This window comes from Streptodolium elevatio, from assembly GCF_040649515.1.
GTDB classification, from domain to species: Bacteria; Actinomycetota; Actinomycetes; order Streptomycetales; family Streptomycetaceae; genus Yinghuangia; species Yinghuangia elevatio.
Map to the genome: position 1 here is coordinate 58,165 of NZ_JBEZFP010000028.1, position 24,144 is coordinate 82,308.

Sequence of the window (24,144 nt, forward strand, 5' to 3'; positions counted from 1 at the left end):
ATCACACGGCGCGCGGGCATACGCCGACTACCGGTGCGGCGTTCGGCGGACGACTACGATCCGGGGGTAGGCACGACGGCGAATTCGACAACGTATGGAGGCGGTGTGGCATCCGCGCCCCGCATCACCGTGATCGGCACCGGCTACCTGGGCGCGACACATGCCGCGTGCATGGCCGAGCTGGGCTACGAGGTGATCGGTGTCGACGTCGACCCCGACAAGGTCTCCGACCTCCAGGCGGGCCGCGTCCCCTTCTACGAGCCCGGTCTCGAAGAGCTGATCGCCCCGCACATCGCCTCGGGCCGCCTGCGCTTCACGACGTCCGCGGAAGAGGCCGCGGCGTTCGGCGACGTGCACTTCATCTGCGTCGGAACCCCGCAGCGCAAGGGCGAGTTCGCGGCCGACACGAGCTACCTCGACCAGGCCGTCGACGCCCTCGCCCCACACCTGGTCCGCCCCTGCCTGGTGGTCGGCAAGTCGACCGTCCCGGTGGGCACCGCGGCCCGGCTCGCCGAGCGGCTGAGCGCGCGGGCCCCGGTCGGCGAGGCCGCCGAACTCGCCTGGAACCCCGAGTTCCTGCGCGAGGGGCACGCCATCAACGACACGCTCCGGCCCGACCGCCTGGTGGTCGGGGTACGCTCCGCGGCCGCCGAGGCCCGCCTGCGCGAGGTGTACGCACCGCTGCTCGACGCCGGTGTGCCGTTCCTGACAACGGACTTCGCGACCAGCGAGCTGGTCAAGGTCTCCGCCAACGCCTTCCTGTCCACCAAAATCTCGTTCATCAACGCCATGGCCGAGGTGTGCGAGGCGGCCGGGGCGGACGTCACCCAGCTGTCCGAGGCGCTGTCCTACGACCCGCGCATCGGCGGCCTGTTCCTCAACGCCGGGCTCGGCTTCGGCGGCGGCTGCCTGCCCAAGGACATCCGCGCGTTCATGGCCCGGGCCGGCGAACTGGGCGTCGACCAGGCGCTGACGTTCCTGCGCGAGGTCGACGCGATCAACATGCGCCGCCGCTTCAAGATGGTCGACCTGGCCCGCGAGGCGTGCGGCGGCGGCTTCCTGGGCCGCCGGGTCGCGGTGTTCGGCGCCGCGTTCAAGCCGGAGTCCGACGACATCCGCGACTCGCCCGCCCTCAACGTCGCCGCCCAGGTGCAGCTGCAGGGCGGCGAGGTGACCGTCTACGACCCCAAGGCGACGGACAACGCCCGGAAGATGTACCCGGGGCTCGCGTACGCCGACACCGCATTCGACGCGGCCCGCGGCGCGCACGTCGTCCTGCATCTGACCGAGTGGCGGGAGTTCCGCGCCATCGACCCCGAGGAACTGGGCGAGATCGTGGCCGCGCGCCACATCATCGACGGCCGCAACGCCCTCGACGCACCGCGCTGGCGGGCCGCGGGATGGACCTTCCGAGCACTCGGACGGCCCTGACCGCGCGCCGTCCTGTGGTGGACCCGCGGTCCGCAGGGCACGATGGGCCGCATGGCATATGTCGCTGACGGGGTCATCACCGACGATCAGGCGATCAGGGACTTCCTGATCACCCACCGCACCTGGGCCGTGGTCGGCCTGAGCGGGAACATGGCCCGCCCCGCGTGGGGCGTCTCGGGGTTCCTCAAGGGCCACGACAAGCGGATCGTGCCGGTCCATCCGAAGGCCGAGGCGGTCCACGGCGAGCAGGGCTACGCGCTGCTCGAGGAGATCCCGTTCCCGGTCGACGTCGTCGACGTGTTCGTCAACGCCGACCTCGCCGAGTCCGTGACCGCACAGGCCGCGGCCATCGGCGCGAAGGCCATCTGGTACCAGCTCGACGTGATCAACGACGACGCGATCGCGCTCGCCCTCGAAGAGGGCCTCCAGGTGATCGTGGACCGCTGTCCCGCCATCGAGTGGCCCCGGCTGATCGGCGCCTGACCCGACTGTTTCGGGCCGGTAAAACCGCCGCGAATCCTGTGGTTCCGCCCTCGACCCGCAAGCCGCCGAGGCGCACGATGGAGTGCGGACGAAGCGGCCGCACGATCCCCAACACGCACCGATCCCCAACACGTGAGGGGCACAGCATGCCGTACGGCGACGACGCGACCATCCGGCGCATCCTCTCCCACCGCACCTGGGCCGTGGTCGGGCTCAGCACCAACTCCCACCGCGCGGCCTTCGGGGTGGCCGCCCACCTCCAGCAGTGGGGCAAGCGCATCGTGCCCGTCCATCCCCGGGCGGAGACGGTGCACGGCGAACAGGGCTACGCGCAGCTCGCCGACATCCCGTTCCCGGTCGACGTGGTCGAGGTCTTCGTCAACTCGAACACCGCGGGCGAAATCGCCGACCAGGCCGTCAAGATCGGCGCCAAGGCGGTGTGGTTCCAGCTCGACGTCGTGGACCTGGCCGCCTACGAGCGCACCACGGCCGCGGGGCTCGACATGATCATGGACCGCTGTGCGGCGGTCACCATGCAGCGCATCGGCCTGGCCGGCGCGGCGGTCTGACCGACCGACCGCCGGCCCCACTCAACCGGACCAACCCCACTCACCCGGACTCACCCGGACGGGCTAACGTCCGGCCTCCTCGCGGAGCTTGCGGCCCTTTTCGGTGGCCTGCGCGTTCAGGTCCGCCTGGAACGCGGTCATCCGCGCCAGCAACGCCGGGTCGTGCGCGGCAAGCATGCGCACGGCCAGCAGCCCCGCGTTGCGTGCGCCCGCGACCGAGACGGTGGCGACCGGCACGCCCGCGGGCATCTGCACGATCGACAGCAGCGAGTCCATGCCGTCCAGGTACTTGAGCGGCACCGGCACGCCGATGACCGGCAGCGGAGTCACCGACGCGAGCATGCCAGGCAGGTGGGCGGCGCCGCCGGCGCCCGCGATGATCGCCTTGAGGCCGCGCCCGGCCGCGCCCTCGCCGTACGCGATCATCTCGCGCGGCATGCGGTGCGCCGAGACGACGTCGGCCTCGTACGCGATCCCGAACTCGTCCATGACCTCGGCGGCGGCCTTCATCACCGGCCAGTCCGAGTCCGAGCCCATCACGATCCCGACAACCGGGGACGCGGTCCGTGCCGTCATTCGGTGATGCTCCCTCGCAGGTAGGCCGCGGCGTGGTCGGCACGCGCGCGCACGTCGTCCAGGTCGTCGCCGCAGACGGTGACGTGGCCGACCTTGCGGCCCGGCTTGACGTCCTTGCCGTACATGTGGACCTTCACGCCCGGGTCGCGGGCCATGACGTGCAGGTACGCGTGGTACATGTCGGGGTAGTCGCCGCCGAGCACGTTGACCATGACCGTCCACTTGGCCCGGGCCCGGGGGTCGCCGAGCGGCAGGTCCAGGACGGCCCGCAGGTGGTTCTCGAACTGCGAGGTCACGGCCCCGTCGATGGTCCAGTGGCCGGAGTTGTGCGGCCGCATCGCCAGCTCGTTGACCAGGATCCGGCCGTCGCGCGTCTCGAACAGCTCGACCGCGAGGTGGCCGGTCACCCCCAGCTCCCCCGCGATGGTCAGCGCGATGCGCTGCGCCTCGACGGCGCGGTCCTCGGACAGCTCCGGGGCGGGTGCGATGACCTCGTGGCAGATGCCGTCCACCTGGATGGACTCGACGACCGGGTACGCCACGGCCTGGCCGTGCGGCGAGCGTACGACGCAGGCGGCCAGCTCACGGGCGAAGTCGACCTTCTCCTCGGCGAGTACCGGGACACCGGCCCGGAAGGGCGCCTCGGCCCCGGCCGCGTCGCGGACCACCCACACGCCCTTGCCGTCGTAGCCGCCGCGCGTGGTCTTGAGGACGACGGGCCAGCCGCCGACCTCCTCCGCGAACGCGGCGACGTCCGCCGGGTCGGCCACGATGCGGTTGCGCGGGCACGGCACGCCGATCGCGGCCAGCCGCTCGCGCATCACGCCCTTGTCCTGCGCGTGGACCAGCGCGTCGGGCCCGGGACGCACGACAACGTCCTCGGCCTCCAGCGCACGCAGGAACGCGGTCGGCACCTGCTCGTGGTCGAACGTCACGACGTCGCACGAACGGGCGAAGTCGCGCAGGTCGTCGAGGTTCGCCTCGTCCCCGAGGAAGGCGTCGCCGACCACCTGGGCCGCGGACTCGTCGGGGGCGGACGCGAGGACGCGGAAGCGTACGCCGAGGGGGATTGCGGCCTGATGGGTCATGCGGGCGAGCTGGCCGCCGCCGACCATGCCGACGATCGGGTATGTCACGGGCACCAAGGGTATCCGGCCGTCGGCGGCGGGTCGGCCGGGCGTCCCGGCCCGGCTGTCGGGACGCCGCGGAGGGCCGTCCGGGCGCAACGGGTGGTGCCGGTGGGGCATGGGGGCGTATCGGGGCGGAACGGTCGCCAAGGCAAGTCATGCCGAGGAACGTGTAAAGACTGTGCAACAGGTCGGTCCCCCGCTCAGGAAGGCAGCCCGGGTCAGCGGCTACCCTCGTGAGGTGAGTCGTCCGTATACCCACGTGTGCCCGAGGCGCAGTCAGGAGAGCCGGTGAGCGCCGCCCCCGCGGAGTCGGAAGCCGAGCCGGGGCGTATCGCCCGCGTCCGCGCCGAGGTCACGCAGTTCCTCATCGCGGGCGGCCTGGCCTACGCCGTGGACGTCGCGGTGTTCAACCTGTGCCTGTACCTGGGCCTCGACTCGGTCGTCTCCAAGGTGATCTCGTCGGTGCCGGCGACGATCGTCGCGTACGTGGGCAACCGCTACTGGACGTACCGCCACCGCGAGCGCACCGGCGTCACCCGCGAATACACGATGTTCTTCGTGTTCAGCGCCATTGCGGCGGGGATCCAGGCAAGTTGCGTCTTTGTCTCGAACAACCTGCTCGGCTACACCAGCACGCTGGCGGACAACATCTCGGGCAACATCGTAGGTATGGCCCTGGGAACTCTCTTCCGGTTCTGGGCGTTCCGTACCTTCGTGTTCAAGCACAAGCGGTCGGAGGCCTCGGCCACGACGGAGCCCGCGATGTCCAACGCCGGCGGTACCTCATGATCAAGCGCTTGACCTCCGCCTACGGGCGATTCCGGCACCTCGTGCACGAGCTTCTGAAGTTCGGCGCGGTGGGCGGCTTCGGCGTCGTCGTCAACGTGGTCGTGCTCAACATCTGCCTGAACCACCTCGACCTCGCCCCCGTGCGGTCGACGATCATCGCCACGGCCGCCGCGATCGCGGTCAACTACCTGGGCAACCGCTACTGGGCGTACCGGCACCGCGGCTCCGAGGACCGGCGCCGCGAGCTGGTGCTCTTCCTGGTCTTCAGCGGCGTGGGCATGGGCCTGACCGCCGGTGTCGTGGCGATCTCGAACTACGCGCTCGGGTTCACGAGCGTGCTGGCGAACAACATCGCCAACTACGCCATCGGCCTGCCGATCGGCACGCTGTTCCGCTTCTGGTCGTACCGCACGTGGGTCTTCACCGGTACGCACACCGCGGCGGAGCTGGACCGCGAGGCCGCCCGCCTGGTCGAGGAGGAGTCGACGCCCACCGGGCGCTGACACCTCGGACCGCCTCCACAGGCCCTCAGCCGCCCTCAGCGGCGGCCTGGGACGTCGTCCGGTCGGCAAGGACGGGCGAGGGCGTCGGCAAGGCCAGGACGCCCCTCAGCCGCCGTCAGCCGTCCTTCCCGCCGGCTTCCCCGGGGTAGGCGGCCAGGAAGACCGCGAAAACCGGCGGACGCAGCTGCAGCAGCTCCAGGCGTCCTCCGTCGGCTTCCGCGAGGTCGCGGGCCACCGCGAGGCCCAGGCCCGTCGAGTTGCGCCCGCTCACCGCGCGCTCGAACACCCGTGCGCCCAGCACGTCCGAAACCCCGGCACCCTCGTCCTCCACCTCGACGACGACCGACGTGCCGGTACGCCGGGTCCGGATCGTCACCGTGCCGTCGCCGTGCATCAGCGCGTTCTCCAGCAGCGTGGCGAGCACCTGGGCCAACGCCCCCGGCGTCGCGACCGCCACGAGGCCCGGCTCCCCCGCCACCCGGATCACCCGGTGCGCGCTCGCCACCGCCGGACGCCACTCGTCGACCTGCTGGCGTACGACGTCGTCGACGCGGACCGTCACCGCGGACGCGGTCCTCGGATCCCGGCCGGCCGCCCCGCGCCGGGTGCTGGTCAGCAGCCGCTCGACGACATCGGTGAGCCGCTCCACCTGCGACAGCGCGATCGCGGCCTCCTCCTTGACGGTCCCGGGGTCCTCGGTCGCGATGATCTCCTCCAACCGCATCGACAACGCGGTCAGCGGCGTGCGCAGTTGGTGCGACGCGTCGGCGGCCAGGCGGCGCTCGGCGGTCAGCATCCGGGCGATGCGCTCGGCGCTCTGGTCCAGCACCTCGGCCACCCGGTCCAGCTCCGGTACGTCGTAGCGGCGCTGCCGGGGCCGCGGGTCGCCCGAGCCGAGGCGCTCGGCGGTCTCCGCCAGGTCGGTCAGCGGGCGCGCGAGCCGCCGGGCCTGCCACACCGCCAGCGCGGCCGCCGCGGCCACCGCCAGCAAGGCGGCGCACAGGATCAGCAGCAGCGACTCGCGTACCTCGCGGGTGACCCGGGCCCGGGACTCCGAGACGGTCACCCGCTCGCCGAACGCCCCGCTCATCGTGACGTCGAAGGACTTGCCCTTGGGCTCGTCGCCGAAGGCCAGCGTGGGACGGCCCGGGATGGTGATGGTGGCGTACCGCGGCGCCGTGACCTGGCGGGCCAGCAGCGCGGTGTCCGGCTCCTCGCCGGCCGCGAGGCGCAGCTCGACGGTCTCCAGCAGACGCGACGCCTCGGCCTTGAGGTTGTCACGCGCGGTCGTCTCGATCGCGTTGGTCTCGACGAAGGCGAGCGGGATGCCGAGGACGGCCACCACCACGAGCACGACGCCCAGCGTGGCGTTGATGAGCCTGCGACGCACAGATACGGCCGTTCCCAGTTCCTTCCCCGCCGACTAGCTCTTCTCGAAACGGAATCCGACGCCGCGCACGGTCGTGATGTAGCGCGGGTTGCCGGCGTCGTCACCGAGCTTCTTGCGGAGCCACGAAATGTGCATGTCGAGAGTCTTCGTGGAACTCCACCACGTGGTGTCCCACACCTCGCGCATCAGCTGGTCGCGTGTCACGACCCGCCCCGCGTCCCGCACCAGGACACGCAGCAGGTCGAACTCCTTTGCGGTGAGTTGCAGTTCCTCCTCGCCGATCCAGGCGCGGTGCGAGTCGACGTCGATCCGGACGCCGTGCACCCCCTGGCCCACCTCGGCGGCGCCGCGCCGCAGGAGCGCGCGCACGCGGGCGAGCAGTTCGGCGAGCCGGAACGGCTTGGTGACGTAGTCGTCGGCGCCGGCGTCGAGGCCGACGACCGTGTCGACCTCGTCGGCGCGTGCGGTCAGCACGAGCACCGGGAACCCGTGCCCTTCGGCGCGCAGTCGTCTGCAGACCTCCAGGCCGTCCATCCCGGGCAGCCCGAGGTCCAGCACGAGCAGGTCGACCCCGCTCTGTGCGGCACACTCCAGGGCCGTCGGTCCGTCCTCACGCACCTCGACGTCGTAGCCCTCGCGGCGCAGCGCGCGTGCAAGGGGCTCGGAAATTGAGGCGTCGTCCTCGGCGAGCAGTACGCGGGTCATGGCCCGATCGTAGAACCCATCAGCCCGCTGGTCCCGTACCTGTCCCGGAGAAGTGCGGTCGAAGCGGGTTACCGGGCGGTTTCGGGCACTCGCCACGTACGGCGACGCCGGACGCGCCGACCGGGCCCGTCGCGGCCGCGGCCCGTCGGCGCGTCGGTCTGCGTACGCGCCCGAACTCACCCCCGAGACCACCCCGACCGGGTTCGCCGCCTGTCGGCACAGCAGCCCCGGCGCACCGCTCGACCCCGTGAGCTGCCCGGTCGGGTCCCGGCCGAGCGTGGTGCCGCGGAAGTCCCGCACGGAGTTCTGGTTCCAGCGCTCCGGCCATCGGCTGCGGTCTGTCGTTCAAGACGACCGGCGAGAGCCGAACGGCCGACTCGACCCTGATCTCCTGCCGACCGCTGCGTGGCCCGACGGGCGTCTCGCAGAAGGCGTTGACGGACGTCGAGCCCGCCGACGCGCTCGGGGCCATCGCCGTCAGACCGCCGAAGGCGAGCACAACGGCCGTCCGCCGAACAGTCTGGCCCCCCGAGGCCGTCCTGTACTGGGTGGAACGTGTTACCGAAAATTCGGCTGAGCATCAGTCAAGGATGACGGTGGAAGTCAAGGAGAAAAGCCAACGGGAAAGCGACGCAACGGAATTCATTCCGCGCGCCGCTTTCCGGTCGTACAAATGCCTTTACGTTGCGTGGTCTTGCCCTGTCGGGGCCGCCGCGGTCAGTCGTCCTCGGTGTGCCGGCGCCAGGACATCAGCATCGTGACGACGGCCATGAGGAGCACCAACGCGCCGGCCGCGATGCCGAAGATCGCGGCACCGGACAGCCCGTCGTCCGACGACGCCGAGGAGCCCTCGGACTTGAGGGTGGCGCTGGACGGCTCGGGCTCCTGCGGGGCGGTGGCGGTCGCCGTACCGAACGCCGGGAGGCTGCCCGGCGGGGTCGCCGGTACGACGCTCTGCGGGGCCTCCTGGCCGGTCGAGGCCGCCGGTCCCTGCGCGGGACCGAGCGGCGGGTCCTGGGTGGTGATCTTGACGACCGTGGACACCTCGACCGGTGCGATCGGGGTGCACGTCGTGGTCTGCACCCCGAAGATCGCGGTGTTGGTGACCATCTTCCCGGGCGTCAGGGAGATGTCGCCGCGAGCCTCTATCGGGATCGTCAACTCGCCCTCGTAGGGCGGCACGACGATGAGGTTGGGGTGGCCGGGGATGTCGACGAGCATCTGCGGCCCGAGCAGGCGCACCGTACCCGTCGCGCCGCCGGTCATGGTGAGGTCGATCGACGGGGTCAGCGGGGTACCGGGGAAGGCGATGGGGCTGGTCGCGATGTTGGGTCCCAACGTCACCCGGATCTTGACCTTGGCGCCGGGCCGCACCGCCTCGGCGGGCCCTTCCAGGGTCACCAACTGCTCGCCGGTGGCGGAGGGTTGGTCGAGCGGGAGCTGGCAGTTGACCTGCATGGCGACCTGCCCGGCGAACGCGGGCGGGGCGAGGCCCACCACGGACGCGGCAAGGGTCGCGGAGGTCAGTCCCAGGGCGAACCCGGCTCTGGCTATACGTCGAGCCATCGGATATCGCGGTCCCTTCATCGTTGTGCGCCTGACCACTTGCCGCTCTCGGGATCTTCCCGGGAGGCACAGTACGCGAAGGGTCCTCCTCCCGGGAGATCCCGGGAGGAGGACCCTCACCGACGTTTCGGCGTCATGCCGTGTCACTCATCTCGGCGGTCCGTCCGTCCCGTACGTCAGCTTCCGGCGACGGTACGGCGGCGACGCGTGATGAGCAGCAGCACACCCACCGACGCGAGGACGGCGGTGCCGGCCACGAGCGCGAAGGCGTTGATGGTCGAGCCACCGGAGCCGGTCTTGGCGAGGTCGCCGCTGGAGGCACCGTTGCCGCCGGTGGAACCGCTGCCACCGGTGTTGTTGTTGCTCGGCGGCGGCCCGGTCGGCGACCAGGTGACCTTCTTGGCGCTGCACACGGTCTTCGTGGTGAGGGCGGTCTCGCCCAGCTTGGTCGTGGTGGCGAGGGTGAGCGTGTCGGGCGCGAAGGTCCACTCGCCCTTGTCCGTCACCTTGTACTTGGCCTCGAAGGGGCCGCCCTTCATGTCGGCGCCCTCGACGACCTGGAACGACTTCTTCGGCGCGAGGAGTGTGAGCTCCGAACCGGCCTTGCCGCCCGCCTCGGTGACCTTCATGGCGAGCGACGGCTCGACCTCGATGGTCAGCCCCGACGCGCCGGGGATGGACGGCATCTTGCCCACGACGTCGTTCGCGAACGCCGCCTTGACGTCGATGTCGTCACCGGCCTTGGCGGTGGCCGGCACGGTGACCGTCACGTCCAGAACCGTGTCCAGCTTCGGGATCGGGATCGGGCTTCCGGTGGTCTCGCACGAGTACTCGACCCGGGCCACGCCGCCCTTGAGGGTGGCGTCCCCGGTGCCGACCGGGTCGTCCGGCTTGACGGTGAACGCCGCCTCGGATGCCGCGCCTTCGGCCGTCGCCTTGATCGTCTTGGTGTCCTTGTCGTTGACGGTGAAGTCCGCGGAGAACTTGCCGTCGCTGCCGGCGGCGGCGGTGACCGCGGCGTCGCCGGTCTTCGAGCCATCCGCCTTGAGGCCCTCGACCTTGACGTCCTTGCCGGCCGGGAAGTCCGTGCCGGTGACCTTCACCTTGGTGCCGGCCTTGCCCTCGACCGGGTCGAGGGAGATGCTCGGCGCCTGCACGGTGAACTCATTGCTCAGCGCGCTGACTCCGTCGGCGTACGCGACCTTGATCTTGTACTTGCCGGCCGCGGTGTCGGCAGGGATCGTCGGCGTCCCGGCGATCTTGTTGTCCGCCTCGGTGCGCGTGACGCCGGTGACGTCCTTGCAGACGTTCGACGCGCTGCAGAGCTGCACCTTGCCGAGCGGGGCCTTCCAGTTGTCGCCGGAGACGGTGACGTTGTCGCCCGCCTTGACCGTCGCCTCGGCCACCTTGACGTCGCCCGGGAGGACGTCGGGCTCCGTCACGGCGAACGTCGCGACGGCGTCTGCCACGTAGGTGCACGGGGCGGTCTGCTTGCCCAGGCCGGGAAGCACCGTGACGTTCGTCGAGCCCTTGGGCTTGAAGGTGATGGTGTCGCCGACCGTTGCGCCCGCCGGAACGGTGAAGGTCGTCGTGAACGGCGCGGGGTCGATCGGCACGTTCGCCGGGATGGTCAGCGTCACCTCGGGACCGACCAGGTCGACGGTGCCGGTGGCAGCTCCCGACATCTCCAGGTGCAGCGTGCTCTGCGCCTTCGAGTCCTTGAACTCCGCCGGGGCGGTGATCGGCGGCGGGCCGAGGTCGACGTTGGCGGTGACCTCGATGCCGCCGGGGCCGGTCACCGGGGTCAGCGTCACGCTGATGTCCTGCGGGCCCTTCTTCTCACCGAGCACCGGCACCTGGCAGGTGGCCTGGGCCGTCACTTTTGCCGCGTTGGCCGCCGGCGCCAACATCGTCAGGCCCGCGCCTCCGGCTATTGTCACCGCCCCGAGGAATGCGGCGGCTCTCTTGTTGACTCTCATCATTAGGTGAATGTCCCAATCTCCGAAGTGGGTTGACGCTGCTTCGCGCATTCCTGAATGAGCGTCAGGTGAGTGGACGGCTCCTTCGGCGGTTCGAAAGGGCCAGGAGCACCGCGACGCTGCCGAGCACCAGCGAAGCGGCCACGAGCGCGAAGGCGAGCACCTTCGAGCCGCCCGAACCGGTCGGCGCAAGGCCACCGCTCGAGCCCGGGGAAGTCGTGGTGGGGGCCGCGGTGGTCGGTGCCGCGGTCGTACCGGTGGCGGTCGGGGTCGCCGACGTGGGTGCCGTGGTCGTCGGCGTCCCGGTGGGCGACGTGGTCGTGGTCGGTGTCCCGCTGATGCCCACATTGACGCCCTGCGTCAGCGTCCCGCCGTTGGACGGCGACTCGCCGGAGGACGCCGTCACGCCGGGCCAGCGGCCCGCCGTACTCGAGGCCGCGCACTCGAGCGTCAGCGCCTTGTCGCCGTCGCCCTTGTCCAGGAAGGTCAGCTTCAGGGACTTCAGTACGGCCGTGTACGAACCGGCCTTGGGCAGGTCGAACTGCCCGGCCAGCGTGCCCACGGCCACCTTGCCGTCCGCGCCGACGGTGCCGCTGTCACCGGAAGTGGCCAGCGTCACCGAGGCGTTGGCCCCCTCGCCGCCCTCGACGTCCGCAGTCAGCGAGGCGCCGGTGTAGGAGAGGTTGTGGACCCGGGCCCCGGCCGGAATGGTGAGCAGCGGACCGGCTTTCGCCTTGCCCGTCAGATCCGCCTTGGTGCCGATCCGCGCGGCGGACTCGCCGACGGACATGACCAGTTCGGGGCTCGGCTTGAACGCCGAGCCGTAGGGCGTACCGCCGCTCGCGGTCTGCCAGGTGCAGTCGAGCACTACGATCGCGGTGCGCGCCGCCGGGGCAGCGCTCGCCGACGGTCCGAGGGCCAGAATCCCCCCGGCCGCACACGCCGCGCTCACCCCCGCGACGAGGCCGGCTCTTTTCATCCGCGTGGCCATCGGACTGCGTACTCCCTTCTCCGGGGCGGGACTTGCCCCCTTGCTTCGGTCACCCGACCGGTGCGCCGGTCAGGCCAAAGTCAGCAGCAAAGTCGCCGTGTAACTCCCGGATGTCGTCGATCCGGCGGGCACGGGGAGCCGAATGTCGGCTCCCACGTCGAACTGGCCTCCTGTGACCCCCGCCAGCGCGGGGGCCGAGCACAGGAGGGCGGTGCGGCCCGCCGACACCGGCGAACCGGGGACGGCGGTGCTGGGGTACGGCTCGCCGCCCGGATGGGCGCCGCACTTCGGCTCCCACGCGAGTTTGTCCGCGTCGAGCGTCCGGCCCCCGGGGACCGAGAAGTCCGACATGGTGGCGGTGAGCGTCCAACCGGAGTGCGAGCCCCGGAAGTCCTGGACGAGCATCGGTTCCAGCCGGCCCTTCGCCGTGCTCGTCGTGCGGTCGACCTTGAGGAAGCCCGATCCCGCACTGGACGGGGTCAGGACACGCAGCGGACCCGCGTGGATCATCGCGCTGACCCCGCCGGGGTCGCCGGTCTGCGCCTCGAGGGCGGGCGGCATGTCGACCTGCGCGGAGAACTGCAGGTCCCCATCGGTCGGCGAACCGGCCGATGTGGTCGGCGCACTGCCAGGCAACTGCGGTGTGCCGCCCGTCGGTTGCCCGTCCGGGCCGGTTCCGCCGCCGCTGCCGTCGCCGGTCGACGGCGCGGTGGGCGACGGCGTCACTTCGCCGACCGCGACGACGGTCGGCTCGGACGCGTCGCCGCAGCTCTCCCCGTTGCACCCGCTCCCCGGGAACAGGAAGAAGGACGCGAGGACGGCCGTGGTCACGGCGACGGCGAAGACCGTCCCCAACAAGGCCGCGGTCCCCTGCCCGGGCCGGTACGTCATGACGACCCGCGCTCCTCTCCCGGTCCCCAGGCGAGTCCGCGCGCGACGTCCGAGGGGCGCACCAGGTTCGGCGTGCCGCCCTCGGCGTCGGACTCCGGGTCGGTGTCGGGCCGCGACGGCAGTACGCGGGTCTCCTCGGCGGGAGACTCCGGCGGAGCGCTCGCGGGAGCGGCCACAGGCCCGGCCGCGGACACAGCCGAAGCGGCGGGAGACGCGGTCGACGATGCGGAAGAGGCTGCCCCCGAAGGCAGTTCGGCGGCTGTGCCCGCGGCGGGCAGTGCCGGGGCCGGGCGGGCGAACAACGGCGCGCCGACGACCATCGTCTCCTCGACGCGGCGCAGCGGAGTGCCGCCGCCCGGGACGAGGACCGGTTCGCGCACCGGTTCCGGTGCGCGCTCCGGCACGGCCTCCGCGGCGGTTTCGGCCGCGGCCGCGTCCGCCTCGGCGCGCCGGATGATCGACTGGCCGGGGACCCCGACCTCGCGGTCGCGCTCGGCGTCGCGGTCCGCCCGGTTCTCCCTGATCGCGCGCACCAGGCTGGTGCCCAGCCGCCACACGGTCATCGGCACCACGATGAGCAGGAGGCCACCGAACAGGTAGACGCCCCAGGGGCGTCCGACCTTGAGGCCGATCTCGTCGACCACCCGGCCGTCGTACATGACCCGGTAGCGGAACTCGCCGTGCTGGCGCGGCTTGAGCTCGATGGGGAGGCTGACCTTGACCCGCTGGCCCGGCAGGATGGTGCCGTTCCAGGTCTTGTCCTCCCAGGTGGGCGCGTACACGCCCTGGAACGTGCCGATCCGGAACACCGGGTTGGTGATGGGCGATTCGCCCATGTTGCCGACCTCGATCTCGAACCGGCGGCTGACCGGCGAGCCGAACCAGGTGAAGACGTTGTCCTTGCCGGTCATCTCGCTCTTGATGAACGTGAGCCGGCCGGGCGATTTGCCGCTGTTCTGCATGGCGGCGAACGGGGCGCCTTCGATCTCCACCGGAATGGCGCGGTCCAGGGACCGTCCGCCGGTCACGGTGACCACGCGGATGACGCACGGGCACGGTACGGGAGGCGTCTCGACCCGGATGGACACGGCGAACTCGCCCGCCGTCGCGACCGGGACGTTCATCGACGTGGCGACCGCGCACGTCTTGGTGCCGGCCAGGCCGTTCTGGCCGCACACCGCGATGTTGACCATCGAACCGGGCGCCCACGCGACGCCGGTGACCTTGACGATGCCGCCGGGCTTGGTCTTGGTCGTGCTGAGCGACGCCTGACCGCCTTCGGGCGCGCCGGGTGTGGGGCTGGGCGGGGTGACCGCGTACCCCGGAGCGGCGGCGGCCAGGAGCAGGGCGACGAATGCGGACACGAGCAGGGCATACGCGAACGCCCCTCGGCGGGACCGGCGATGCGCCGGTCCCGCGAGGGTGCGTCGAAGTGCGAGGTAGCTCAACGACCGACCCCCGCAGGGTCCGCCGCCTCGCCACCGGCAGAAGCAGGTGCGGTTTCCTTGGGCTCTTCCTTGGGCTGGTCCTTGGGCTGGTCCTTCGTCTCGCCCGAGCCCTCGGCGGTGTCGCCGCCCTTCTCGCCCGAACCCTTGGCGGTGTCGCCGGTGACCGGTGCGGACTCGCCGCCGGACGGGTCCTTCGGACCCTGGTTCTCGGCCTTGTCACCGCTGTTGCCGCCGCCGCTCTTGCGGTTGCGCATCAGCTGCCACGCCACGCCGCCGCCGATCAGCAGGAGCGCGAGGACCAGGAGCGCGGGCCACGGCACGGCGGTGTAGGACGTCGAAGTCTTGTCGGACAGCTGCTGGTTCTCCTGCTCGGTGACCGCACTGACCTGGACGTTGACCCGGTCCAGCAGGGGTGCGTCCTTCCACGTCTGGACCAGCTCGACCTTTTCGCCCGGGAAGATCTCGATCTGGTTCGCGGGGTCGCTCTTCTTGGTCAGCAGCGTGCGGCCGAAGAGTCCGGTGACCTTGAGGTCGGTCTGCGGGCGGATGATCACGTTGCCCGTGTTGACGATGGTGTAGCGGATGACGGCCTTGTCGGAGCCGAAGAACTCACCGAAGCCGGTGGCGCGTTCGACGCTCACGTCGCGAACGTCCATGGCGGGCACGCTCGGACCGCGGACCTTGAGGTAGATGCGCGCACCCACCTGCATCTTCAGGTCGACGCGGAGCTGGCCTTCCTGCTGCTCGCCGATGCTCTCGTTGTTGAGCGCCATGATGCCGCCGACGTGGTCGCCGGACGTGGCGTTGGCGGGTATCGCGATCTGGAACGGGATCGCGACGCGCGTACCGGGCTCGACCTCGATGGTGTCCTGGCCGTTGGCGACCTTGAGCCAGAGGCCGACGCCCTTCATCGGGTCGCCGAGGCGGCGGACCGAGAACGCGCCGTCGCGCGGCGTGTTGAAGGCGTCCGCGCCGAAGATCTTGAAGGTCAGCTTGCGGCTGCTGGTGTTGGCCACGACGACCGTGTCGGTCACCGTGTCGCCGGCCGCGGCCTCCAGGAAGAAGTAGCGCCGGTTGTTCTGGTCGGTGCCGGGCGGCACGAGGGGGTCGACGGACCAGTCGCCGTTGCTCGCCGCGTGCGCGGCGGGCACGGGCCCGACCAGGAGGCCGGCGAGGACGGTGAACAGCACGGCGAGCAGGGAGAAGGCCCGGGTACGCGGGCCGGTGCGGCGCGGACGGGCGGCTCTGTCCCTGCGCTGTGTCGACGTGTCCGTCATGTCTTGTCTCCTGCGGCTTCAACGGGGCTGGCGGATCGGCGGCGGGTGCGGCCCGGGAGCGGAGACCTGGGCCGTGGCCTGGGTGGTGCCGGTGGTGCGGGTCCTGCGGTGCGGATCCGGAGCCGAGCGGCGTGGGTGGAACGGGCCGGATTGCCCGTCCCACCCTCCGCTCTGCGCCGATCCGCAGCGGCCCGTCGTACCGGTGTCGGACTGCGGGTGGCTCCCGCTGTCCGGCACCGGTACGGCAAAGCCGTTCAGGGTCCCGGCCGGGCCGAGGCTCCGGCCGGGAGTCCTAGTCCACGCTCAGATCAGATGAGGGTGAGCGTGAGGGTGGCGGTGTAGGTGCCGGAGAGCTGCCACGCCGGGACCGCGAGCTTCGTCGCGGCGTCCGCCGTGAACTCACCGCCGGAGACCTGGCCGGGAGCGTTCGCGGTCTGGGTGCAGAGCGCGCCCACGGTGCCCGCCGATCCGGTCTGCACCTGGCTCGGCGAGTCCGGGTTGGTGACGGCGCACGCCGGGGTCCAGGTGAACCGGTCGGCCGCGATCACGCCGCTCACCGCGGGAGAGGTGAAGTCGGTGATCTGGCCGGTCAGGGACCAGCCCAGCGTGGTGCCGCGGAAGTCCTGCACCTTGACCTGGTTCAGCGCGCCGTTCATGGTCTGCGGCTTGCCGTTCAGGGTGATCGGCGTCAGCGTGATGCCACTGGCGGCCTGCTCGAACTTCAGCCCACCACCGATGACCTCACCCTCGATCGGCTGCGTGAGCTGCTGCCCCTGCTTGACCGTGAACGGGGTGGAGCCGCTCTTGCCGCCGCCCGTCGCACCGATCTTCGCGGTGGCCGGGTCGTTGACCGTGTACGACGCGGCGAGCACGCCGTCGGCGCCCACCGTCACGGTGACCGGGGCGTCCGAGGTCGGGGTGTTGTCCGACTTCAGGCCCTGGACCGTGACGCTGCCGGCCGGCCAGTTCGTGCCGCTGACGGCGGTGGTCGTGCCGACCTCACCGTTGTTCGGGCTCGCGCCGAGGGTCACCGGCGGGATGCCGGTCACCGTGAACGCGTTGGTGTTCGTGCTCTGCCCCGAGTCGCTGGTGAGCTTCAGGGTGTAGGAGCCCGGGGGCACCTGCTCGACGACGGTGAAGCCACCGGTCAGGTTGCCGCCGGCGATCGCGATGTTGTTCACCGGGTACGGCTGGCAGGTCGCGCCCGCGCACAGCTGCACACCGTTGGCGGGGTCGAGCGCGCCTTCCCAGCCGGTGCCGGTGACGGTGCCGCTCTCACCCTGCTTGATGGTGGTGGGCGCGACGACCGCCGTCACGGGGCCGGGAGGAGCCTTGGTGGTGAACGTCGCGACGGTCCCGCCGCCCGTGTAGACACACGGGGCGGTCTGCTTGCCGACGCCCGGGATGTCGGTGACATTCGTCGAACCCGTGGGCTCGAAGTTGATGGCACCCACGCCCGCGCTCGCCGGAATGGTGAACGTCGTGGTGAACGGCGCCGGGTCGATCGGGACGTTCGCCGGGAGGTCGAGGGTCACCTCGGGGCCCGCCAGGTTGACGACGCCGGTGGCGGCGCCCGACATGGTCAGGTGGAGGGTGCTCTGGGCCTTCGCGTTGGCGAACGCGAACGGGCTGGTGATCGGCGGCGGACCGAGGTCCACGTTGGCCGTGACCGTGATGCCGGCCGGCCCGGTCACCGGGGTCAGGTCGACGGTGACCGTCTGCGGCCCGACCTTCTCGCCGAGAACCGGGACCTGACACACGGCGTTGACCGTGACGGTGCCGGCGGACGCGGCCGGAGCCACGGCCACCAGGCCCGCGGTACCCGCGATCACCGCGGCACCCAGGCCCGCGGCGACCTTCTTACGGGACTTGAACATGTGAGGTGCTACTCCCTTCCAGGGGCTGCTGCCGCCGCCGGGGGGCGGGGCAGTCGAACACCACACCGGAGTTGAGCCGAGAGCGCACTACCATGAACTCAGGCGCTCCGGTGCCGTCCTGGGACGGTCGCCTCGAATTTCCGTCGCACACGGCCGAGGCGGCCGTCTCGCGGCCCTTGCGCCCCCAAGGCTCTGGTAGAGGTGCGCGGGACCGACGTGCGGGTGGAACCTGTTTCAAAAACCAGGCGTGCCATTGATGCCTTTACGCGCCTCAGATGTCAAGGCTTTGGCTGCCTCGCGTTAACAGTTGCGTAATACACCAACAAGGCCCGACAAGTCCGATCTTGAAAAACGGGTTCGCACAGGCGGAAACGGTGCCGCCGGCCCGGGAGTTCGGGCGCGACGGCACGCACATTTCCTTGTGGGATCACTCGGCCGTGCTCGACGGGCCGATGACCTGTTGTTCGCGGGCGGCGGTCGAAACCGCATTTGCGCCGTTACCGCCGTCGGCGGCGCGGTTCGCACCGCGCCGCCGAAGCGCTTTGTCAGGCGGGGGTGTTGCGCGACGCACGGACCTTGCGGGTCGCGATCAGCACCGCGCCGATGCCCAGGAGGCCGACGGTGCCGCCGACGAGACCCATCGACAGGGCGTCGTCCAGCGGACCGGTCTTGGGCAGGCTGCCGGTGCTGCTGCCCGAGGTCGTGCCGGTGGTGCCGGTGGTGCCGGTCGAGCTGGTCCCCGTCGAGCTCGACGAACTGGACGACGAACTCGCCGACGACGTACCGCCCGTGGTGCTCGCCGCGGTGACGGTGATGCTGTGCACGACGCCAGTGCCGGTCGCCGTGCAGACCATCGGCAGCTTGAAGCCCATGGCGTCGACGTCGAGGGTCAGCTTGGTCGGTGTCAGGTCGAGCTTGCCCGCGGTCGCGCTTGCGGGGATCTTGATCTTCAGCTTGAAGGCCGGCAGGTCGATGCCACCCTTCTTCAGGTCCATCGTTATCTGCGCGGCCTTGACGCTGATCGGCGCCGTCGACGCACCTGCGGTCTTGAGCTCCACCGTCGGTGTCAACTTGGCGCCGGGCACGTCGAGCGGTACCTCTGCGGGGCTCGGCCCCAGGTCGACGTCGAGTTCGACGTCCGCGCCGGCCGCGCCTGTCGCGGGACCGTTGACTGTGTAAGCCTGCGGGCCGGCCAGGTTCGTCTTGCCGCCCATGATCTGCTGGATGTTCGCAGGCACTGGGCAGTTGGCTTGGCCGGTGGTCGTACCCGCATGCGCGGTGGGCGCGAACATCAGCGTCGCACCGGTGGCGAGTGCGGCAGCCGCAATGCTGCCTGCCGCTCGACCCGTCAGCTTGACCATAGGGGTGGTTCTCCCTTCGGGGACTTGCCTGTCGTCTTCCGACGGCCGGCGCGGTCTGCGTTGCGTGCGCAGCCCGACCGCTCCGGCCTTCTCGTCCTGCACGGACCGTTCGCGCCTCCGAGGGACCGGAGTTGCGATCGTCCCCCCGCCCGCACCGTGTCGCATGGTTCGGACGGACTCGACGGCCCGTACCAGCGCACAGGCCCTGGGCACGCTGACCTGGGAATCAGAAGATCGAAGTCCCCGTCCGCACCGCACCCCGAGAGACATCAAGACTGTGCCAGTCATTGATGTCATGTCAGATCATGGGGTGACGGTACGACAAGTCCCATGAGCGAACAACAGTCATCGACAGAAAAAACGGTGGCGTCGGAAAACAGTTCGGCATCATTCGGAATCCGGGAAATCGCTGTGTCGACATGCCGCTTGACGGGCGAAAGCCGAGGTGGCGCGGATCGACACGTGTCACCACTACGGGCGAGTAGGGCACACGGCGGACTCTTGAGAGTGCGGCGGAACACGCAACTTCGAGCCACGTGTCACCTACCTGGTTGGTTTGTTGTGGCCACTGCCGCCAAAAGCGACGAAGCGTGCGGACACGGACCCTTGACACACCATCAGGGAACCGGATGAATTGCTGTTCGACTCCGGGTCAGTAAGCCCACCTGGAACCGCAAGGAACGCAGATAGGGAGCGACCGCACCATGGCTTCACGGCGCACCGGACTTCTCCTGGCCCTCGGAGTCGTCGCCGCCGCAGCGGGATTCGGCACCGGCACCCCGCCGGCGCAGGCTGCCGCCGTCACCAACGCCGTCGAATGCGATCCGACGTTCGCGAACGGATCCAAGTTCCTTTGGAACCCGAAAATCGAGCTCACCGTCGCGCCCTTGAAGACGGCGTACGCCGTGGGCGACGAGGTGACCGTCACCTGGTCGTGGCGCACGCCGCCGCGCAACCCCTCCAGTTGGGTCCTGATCGCCGAGAACACCGCCCAGCCGAGCGGTGTGGTGAAGCTGTCCGGCGCGCAGTCCGGTGAGGTCAAGGTCTCCGGCCCCACGAAGAACCCCACGACGGGAGGCGGGCAGCCCCTGCCCGTCGAGGCCATGACCGGAAAGTTCACCGTCGCCGCGGAAGGCCGCATCGACCTGGCGCCCGGCGCGTACGCGATCGACTCCTGGCTGTGGGGCCCTCCGTCCCCGTGTACGCCCACCGGTGCGACCCCGATCTCGCTGAGCATCCAGTCAGGTACGACGTCGACGCCCGGCCCGCAGCCGACCGGGCCGGGCAACCCGGGCGGTCCCGGCACCACGCCGCCCGCCACGGGTCAGCCCGGGACGACGCCCGGGGCCACCGGAACTCCCGGCGTGCCGGGGGCGACCGGCACCCCGGGCGCACCCGGCGGGCCCACGGGGACGCCGGGAGCCACCGGCACTCCGGGCGCCTCGGGGGCCCCGACGGCCAGCGCGACCGGAAGCCCCTCCCCCGGCGCGGACAACGGCACCGCAACGGGCGCCCCCGCAGGCGCCCCGGCTCCGGGCGACCTCCCGCCCGCCGCGGGAGGTCCGCCGCCTGCCGGACCGCTGTTCATGACGGCCGATCAACAGGCGGTGGTCATGGGCGATTTGCCGCCCGGCACCGGGCCCCGCCAGGTCACCGGGCAGTTGAACCCGCTGCAGGTCGTGGACCAGCGCGGCAGCACGCTGGGCTGGACGCTCACCGGGCAGATCGGCGACTTCCTGGCCCCCGACGGCTCGCGGATCCCCTCGTCCGGGTTCGCGTGGACCCCCAACTGCCTGGCGACCGGGGCCGCGTCGAGTGCGGTGTCCAACGGGCTGCCCGGTTCCGCCGGCGCGAGCCCCGAACTGCTGTGCCGTCAGAACCCGAGCATGGGCGAGGTGACCGGCGGGGAGTTCCAGGTCGACGCCGCACTCACCCTCGGCGTGACCGGCCCCACGACCGAAGGAACGCCCTACACCGCGGAGTTGACGCTCAGTCTGATCTGAGCGAGGCCCGATCGTCCGGCGCGGTCGGGGCCCGGACGGCCCGTGACGGGTCCCGCGCCCCGGCCTGCCCGGAGTGCTCCGCCCGGGCGTCCCGGGCCGCTGCCGTCCGCGCCGACCTGCGGAAACGGAACGCCCGCCGCTGCCCGTACCGGTCTTGACTTCCCGGCGATCTCGGCGCTGAATAGCAGGGCCCCAACTGGAACACGTTCCAGTCTGGGATCGGGAGACCGGCGTGTGGGGCGCCGGCCGACCCGCGTCGACGGATCCACCCCTGCTCGGCCCGCCCCGCGCCGGCCGGGCCATCCGCCGTCCACCGCACGGCACTCCGAGGCGTACGCGTGCACCTCCGCGCCCCGGAGACCGGGCATACGGACCGCTCACCCCGGGGCGGGACGGGCACGATCCCGAGGAGGGACAGCTCTCTATGCGCAAACCCGCGAAGGGCCTCGCGGCGGTGGTCGGCACCGCCGTCGCGGCCGTCGGGGTTGTGGTCACGGTGGGTTCCCCGGCGGCACACGCCGAGACCGTGACCTACAACGTTCACTGCACACCGCCCAGCGTCGGCGGCGGCCCGTTCGACTTCGCCGCCCAGGTCGACCTCTCGGTCAGCCCGAGCAAGCCGGCGTACGCGGTCGGCGACCAGGTCACCGTCACCTGGTCCTGGAAGGCCGCTGCCGACAACCCGTCGGGCGTCACCGTCAACGCCGACTCGGTGCAGCCGTTCGGCACCGTCAACGTCTCCGGCGCGCAGGGCGGCACGGTCGCCGTGTCCGGGCCGAAGAAGAACGCCTCGACGCCGAGCGGCCGGCCGCTGTGGCTGTCGGACATGACCGGAACGCTGACCATCGCGAAGCCCGGCGCGCTCCACCTGTCGCCCGGCAGCTACAAGAACGTCGCCAGCATGCTGGGCACGTGGGAGACCCCGTGCAACGCCACCGGCACACCGGGGGTGTCCACCACTCTCCAGGTGGACGGCTCGGTGCAGCCCGCGACGCTCGGTGTCACGCGTACCGAAGTGCGGCCCGGCAGCGCGCCGTTCCAACTCGTCGGCGCGAACTGGCCGGCGGGCGGGGCCGCTCCGACGGTGGAGCTGTGCGCCGCGGACGGCACCGCGTGCGCCGCCTCGCGGATCACTTCGGCCGGTGTCGGCGTCGACGCCGGCGGCAACCTCGCGGGCCGCGCGTCCGTGCCGCCGACCACGAGCGAGGGCGACTACAAGGTCCGCGTCTCGTCCGGCACGACCGCCGTGGCGGTGCCGCTCAAGGTGCGCAACAACGCGCCCGCGTGGGCGGAGCCGGTCGCGTACGACGTCAGCTGCAAGCAGGCGACGAACGGCAGCGTCTTCCCGTGGAAGCCGCGCGTGGTACTCGAACTGACGCCGGAGAAGCCGTATTACAGCGTCGGCGACGTGGTGAACGTGACGTGGCGCTGGAAGGACTACCCGCGCAATCCGCAGATGCCGGGCGTGATCCTGCTGAAGGACACCGTCACGCCGTCCGGCGTCGTCAAGCTGTCCGGTGCCCAGACCGGCAACGTCACGGTCAACGGCCCGAAGAAGAACCCGAGCGCGGGTGCGCCGCCCGCGGTCGTCCAGGTCTCCGACATGACCGGCACGTTCACGGTCACCGCGAACGGCGCGATCGACGTGAGTCCGGGCGATTACGCGCTCAAGCTCATCGCCCAGACGACCCCGTGCACGGTCTCGGGTACGCCGGGCGTCTCCTCGACGGCGCAGGTCGGCCTCCCGGTCCCGCCGGCACCGACGCTCGCGGCCGCCTCGAGTCCGGTCAAGGCCGGTGAGACGGTCGCGCTGTCGGGCGTCAACTGGCCCGCCGTGGGCGCCGGAACGGTCGCCGTGCAGCTGTGCGCGGCGGACGGCGGCGCGTGCGACGGGACGGCATTCAGCGCCAACACCCTGAGCGTGGGTCCCGACGGGGCACTCGGCGGCAACGCCACGTTGGCGCCCACCGCACCGCAGGGGGCTCGCCTGGTCAAGGTGACCATCGGATCGGGCCCCGGGGCCGGTACGGCCACCGCACCGCTGACCGTGGAGCCGCCCGCACCCAACCTGCGCAAGGTGGAGCTGACGCCCGATCACGGGCCGCTGGGCACCGTGGTGACGGTACGCGGCACCGGCTACACGCCGAACACGGCGATCTCGATCGCGGGCGTGGACAAGGACCTTCAGCCCACGTTCGACCTGGCCTTCCTCGATTCTGGGCCGGACGGCACCTTCGTGGGGCAGCTGACCGTCACCAAGGCGCAGACGGACCAGATCGCCGCCGCCGAGGGCGTGGACCAGAACAAGGCCGCCGCGGCCAAGTTCACCGTCGAGGGCGGCGGCAACACGGACGGCGAAGTCCTGCCCGGACACCTGGGGTTCAAGCGGACGGGGGCGTCGGACAAGCTCGTCGAGCTCTCCCCGGTGACCATCGACGGACGACCGCAGACCATGAACGGCGCCCTGAACCAGGTCGTCGTGCAGGACTTCCGAGGTGGCACCCTGGGCTGGGAACTGACGGGACGCATAGGCGACTTCGTCTCGGACACGCAGGGCACGACGGGCACCCTGCCCGGCGCGGCGCTGTACTGGACGCCCAACTGCGCGGTGGTGAACCCGGATTCGCCGAGCCCGGTGCTCACCGGCGTGCCGGGTGCGGTCGACGGCTCGCGGCTGTGCGGCATGCCGGCGCAGACGACGCCGGGCCTGCCGAGCGGCGGGGAGTTCTCGGCGGACGCGGGGCTCGCGCTCCACGTGCCCGGGTTCCCGCTCGCGGGGACGTACACGGCGACCCTGACGCTCACGCTGATCTGACGGGGGACCTGACGCGGAACGGGCGCTGATCGGGCGCTGATCTCGGCGCCGGCGCAACGCCGGTACGACGGCCCGACCGGAGGCACCTCGGAGGGTGCCGCCGACATCCTGTGCGGGATGCCGGCGGCACCCTCCGTGGTTTTCCGGACCCCGCGCCCGGCTCCGACGGCCGTCGGCGGCCGTCTGGATCGACACGTGTCACCGCAGGTCAGCGCGTTGCGGACGGGCGAAGTCCGGTGTTACCGGAAGTAATTGCGGTATTGACTTCGGCGGTCTTTCACGGCTGAATGTCCCCGCCCCACTTCTGTAACACGTTCCAGTCGTGCGGCCGGTCGGCTCCCGAACAGGGGTCGGGAGCCC

At 71.2% G+C, this 24,144-nt stretch carries 19 protein-coding genes; 7 read left to right on the forward strand and 12 right to left on the reverse strand.

The features are described 5' to 3' along the window. The first annotated feature begins 105 nt into the window (after positions 1 to 105). The 3 genes from AB0C36_RS13715 to AB0C36_RS13725 all read left to right on the forward strand — a co-directional run bounded on the left by AB0C36_RS13715 (position 106) and on the right by AB0C36_RS13725 (position 2,483). The gene (locus AB0C36_RS13715; RefSeq protein ID WP_358353311.1) at positions 106 to 1,431 is read left to right on the forward strand and encodes a UDP-glucose dehydrogenase family protein; all 1,326 of its coding nucleotides are present in this window, start codon (positions 106 to 108) and stop codon (positions 1,429 to 1,431) included. A gap of 51 nt (positions 1,432 to 1,482) precedes the next feature. Beyond that, positions 1,483 to 1,914 carry a CoA-binding protein gene (locus AB0C36_RS13720; RefSeq protein WP_358353313.1) on the forward strand — a complete coding sequence of 144 codons (432 nt, stop codon included), beginning with the start codon at positions 1,483 to 1,485 and terminating at the stop codon, positions 1,912 to 1,914. A gap of 146 nt (positions 1,915 to 2,060) precedes the next feature. Beyond that, positions 2,061 to 2,483, forward strand: a complete 423-nt coding sequence (locus AB0C36_RS13725; RefSeq protein ID WP_358353315.1) for a CoA-binding protein — start codon at positions 2,061 to 2,063, stop codon at positions 2,481 to 2,483. A 63-nt stretch (positions 2,484 to 2,546) separates the two neighbouring features. On the opposite strand, the gene purE is transcribed toward AB0C36_RS13725, so the two are convergent. Next, positions 2,547 to 3,059, reverse strand: coding sequence for a 5-(carboxyamino)imidazole ribonucleotide mutase (gene purE / locus AB0C36_RS13730; protein ID WP_358353317.1), 513 nt, complete (start codon positions 3,057 to 3,059; stop codon positions 2,547 to 2,549). Then, positions 3,056 to 4,195, reverse strand: coding sequence for a 5-(carboxyamino)imidazole ribonucleotide synthase (locus AB0C36_RS13735; RefSeq protein WP_358353319.1), 1,140 nt, complete (start codon positions 4,193 to 4,195; stop codon positions 3,056 to 3,058). Before AB0C36_RS13735 ends, purE begins: the two co-directional genes overlap by 4 nt. A 282-nt stretch (positions 4,196 to 4,477) precedes the next feature. Between AB0C36_RS13735 and AB0C36_RS13740 the strand changes: the two genes are divergently transcribed. Continuing rightward, positions 4,478 to 4,978, forward strand: a complete 501-nt coding sequence (locus AB0C36_RS13740) for a GtrA family protein (RefSeq protein WP_358353321.1) — start codon at positions 4,478 to 4,480, stop codon at positions 4,976 to 4,978. An 8-nt stretch (positions 4,979 to 4,986) separates the two neighbouring features. Continuing rightward, positions 4,987 to 5,481 carry a GtrA family protein gene (locus tag AB0C36_RS13745; protein WP_358353323.1) on the forward strand — a complete coding sequence of 165 codons (495 nt, stop codon included), beginning with the start codon at positions 4,987 to 4,989 and terminating at the stop codon, positions 5,479 to 5,481. A gap of 115 nt (positions 5,482 to 5,596) precedes the next feature. On the opposite strand, the gene AB0C36_RS13750 is transcribed toward AB0C36_RS13745, so the two are convergent. The 10 genes from AB0C36_RS13750 to AB0C36_RS13795 all read right to left on the reverse strand — a co-directional run bounded on the left by AB0C36_RS13750 (position 5,597) and on the right by AB0C36_RS13795 (position 18,966). Continuing rightward, positions 5,597 to 6,871, reverse strand: a complete 1,275-nt coding sequence (locus AB0C36_RS13750) for a sensor histidine kinase (protein WP_358353325.1) — start codon at positions 6,869 to 6,871, stop codon at positions 5,597 to 5,599. Between the two features lie 33 nt (positions 6,872 to 6,904). Next, positions 6,905 to 7,576 (reverse strand): response regulator transcription factor, encoded by a 672-nt coding sequence (locus AB0C36_RS13755; RefSeq protein ID WP_358353327.1) that lies wholly within the window; start codon positions 7,574 to 7,576, stop codon positions 6,905 to 6,907. Positions 7,577 to 8,293: 717 nt separating this feature from the next. Beyond that, on the reverse strand, positions 8,294 to 9,142 hold the full coding sequence (locus tag AB0C36_RS13760) for a hypothetical protein (RefSeq protein WP_358353329.1): 849 nt from the start codon (positions 9,140 to 9,142) through the stop codon (positions 8,294 to 8,296). A gap of 176 nt (positions 9,143 to 9,318) precedes the next feature. Next, entirely contained in the window at positions 9,319 to 11,082 is a 1,764-nt protein-coding gene (locus AB0C36_RS13765) for a hypothetical protein (protein ID WP_358353330.1), read from the reverse strand. Positions 11,083 to 11,185: 103 nt separating this feature from the next. Next, entirely contained in the window at positions 11,186 to 12,100 is a 915-nt protein-coding gene (locus tag AB0C36_RS13770; protein WP_358353332.1) for a hypothetical protein, read from the reverse strand. Positions 12,101 to 12,181: 81 nt separating this feature from the next. After that, positions 12,182 to 13,003 (reverse strand): WxL domain-containing protein, encoded by an 822-nt coding sequence (locus tag AB0C36_RS13775; RefSeq protein WP_358353334.1) that lies wholly within the window; start codon positions 13,001 to 13,003, stop codon positions 12,182 to 12,184. Further along, positions 13,000 to 14,367, reverse strand: coding sequence for a hypothetical protein (locus tag AB0C36_RS13780; RefSeq protein ID WP_358353336.1), 1,368 nt, complete (start codon positions 14,365 to 14,367; stop codon positions 13,000 to 13,002). The genes AB0C36_RS13775 and AB0C36_RS13780 overlap by 4 nt, the downstream gene beginning before the upstream one ends. 80 nt (positions 14,368 to 14,447) lie before the next feature. After that, complete coding sequence (locus tag AB0C36_RS13785) at positions 14,448 to 15,728, reverse strand: WxL protein peptidoglycan domain-containing protein (protein ID WP_358353337.1); 1,281 nt, start codon at positions 15,726 to 15,728, stop codon at positions 14,448 to 14,450. Between the two features lie 308 nt (positions 15,729 to 16,036). Then, positions 16,037 to 17,605 carry a hypothetical protein gene (locus tag AB0C36_RS13790; protein WP_358353339.1) on the reverse strand — a complete coding sequence of 523 codons (1,569 nt, stop codon included), beginning with the start codon at positions 17,603 to 17,605 and terminating at the stop codon, positions 16,037 to 16,039. A gap of 545 nt (positions 17,606 to 18,150) precedes the next feature. Beyond that, positions 18,151 to 18,966: a hypothetical protein gene (locus tag AB0C36_RS13795; RefSeq protein WP_358353340.1), complete on the reverse strand. Its 816-nt coding sequence runs from the start codon at positions 18,964 to 18,966 to the stop codon at positions 18,151 to 18,153. Positions 18,967 to 19,670: 704 nt separating this feature from the next. On the opposite strand from AB0C36_RS13795, the gene AB0C36_RS13800 reads away from it, so the two are divergent. Both AB0C36_RS13800 and AB0C36_RS13805 read left to right on the forward strand, forming a co-directional pair. Next, positions 19,671 to 20,969 carry a hypothetical protein gene (locus tag AB0C36_RS13800; protein ID WP_358353342.1) on the forward strand — a complete coding sequence of 433 codons (1,299 nt, stop codon included), beginning with the start codon at positions 19,671 to 19,673 and terminating at the stop codon, positions 20,967 to 20,969. A 424-nt stretch (positions 20,970 to 21,393) separates the two neighbouring features. Next, positions 21,394 to 23,784: a hypothetical protein gene (locus AB0C36_RS13805; RefSeq protein WP_358353344.1), complete on the forward strand. Its 2,391-nt coding sequence runs from the start codon at positions 21,394 to 21,396 to the stop codon at positions 23,782 to 23,784. The last annotated feature ends 360 nt before the right edge of the window (positions 23,785 to 24,144 follow it).

Coding starts and splice junctions, on each gene's coding strand:
- AB0C36_RS13720 (WP_358353313.1), top strand. CDS start 1,483: ATGGCATATGTCGCTGACGGGGTCATCACCGACGATCAGGCGATCAGG.
- AB0C36_RS13725 (WP_358353315.1), top strand. CDS start 2,061: ATGCCGTACGGCGACGACGCGACCATCCGGCGCATCCTCTCCCACCGC.
- purE (WP_358353317.1), bottom strand. CDS start 3,059: ATGACGGCACGGACCGCGTCCCCGGTTGTCGGGATCGTGATGGGCTCG.
- AB0C36_RS13755 (WP_358353327.1), bottom strand. CDS start 7,576: ATGACCCGCGTACTGCTCGCCGAGGACGACGCCTCAATTTCCGAGCCC.
- AB0C36_RS13760 (WP_358353329.1), bottom strand. CDS start 9,142: ATGGCTCGACGTATAGCCAGAGCCGGGTTCGCCCTGGGACTGACCTCC.
- AB0C36_RS13770 (WP_358353332.1), bottom strand. CDS start 12,100: ATGAAAAGAGCCGGCCTCGTCGCGGGGGTGAGCGCGGCGTGTGCGGCC.
- AB0C36_RS13775 (WP_358353334.1), bottom strand. CDS start 13,003: ATGACGTACCGGCCCGGGCAGGGGACCGCGGCCTTGTTGGGGACGGTC.
- AB0C36_RS13785 (WP_358353337.1), bottom strand. CDS start 15,728: ATGACGGACACGTCGACACAGCGCAGGGACAGAGCCGCCCGTCCGCGC.
- AB0C36_RS13790 (WP_358353339.1), bottom strand. CDS start 17,605: ATGTTCAAGTCCCGTAAGAAGGTCGCCGCGGGCCTGGGTGCCGCGGTG.
- AB0C36_RS13795 (WP_358353340.1), bottom strand. CDS start 18,966: ATGGTCAAGCTGACGGGTCGAGCGGCAGGCAGCATTGCGGCTGCCGCA.
- AB0C36_RS13800 (WP_358353342.1), top strand. CDS start 19,671: ATGGCTTCACGGCGCACCGGACTTCTCCTGGCCCTCGGAGTCGTCGCC.
- AB0C36_RS13805 (WP_358353344.1), top strand. CDS start 21,394: ATGCGCAAACCCGCGAAGGGCCTCGCGGCGGTGGTCGGCACCGCCGTC.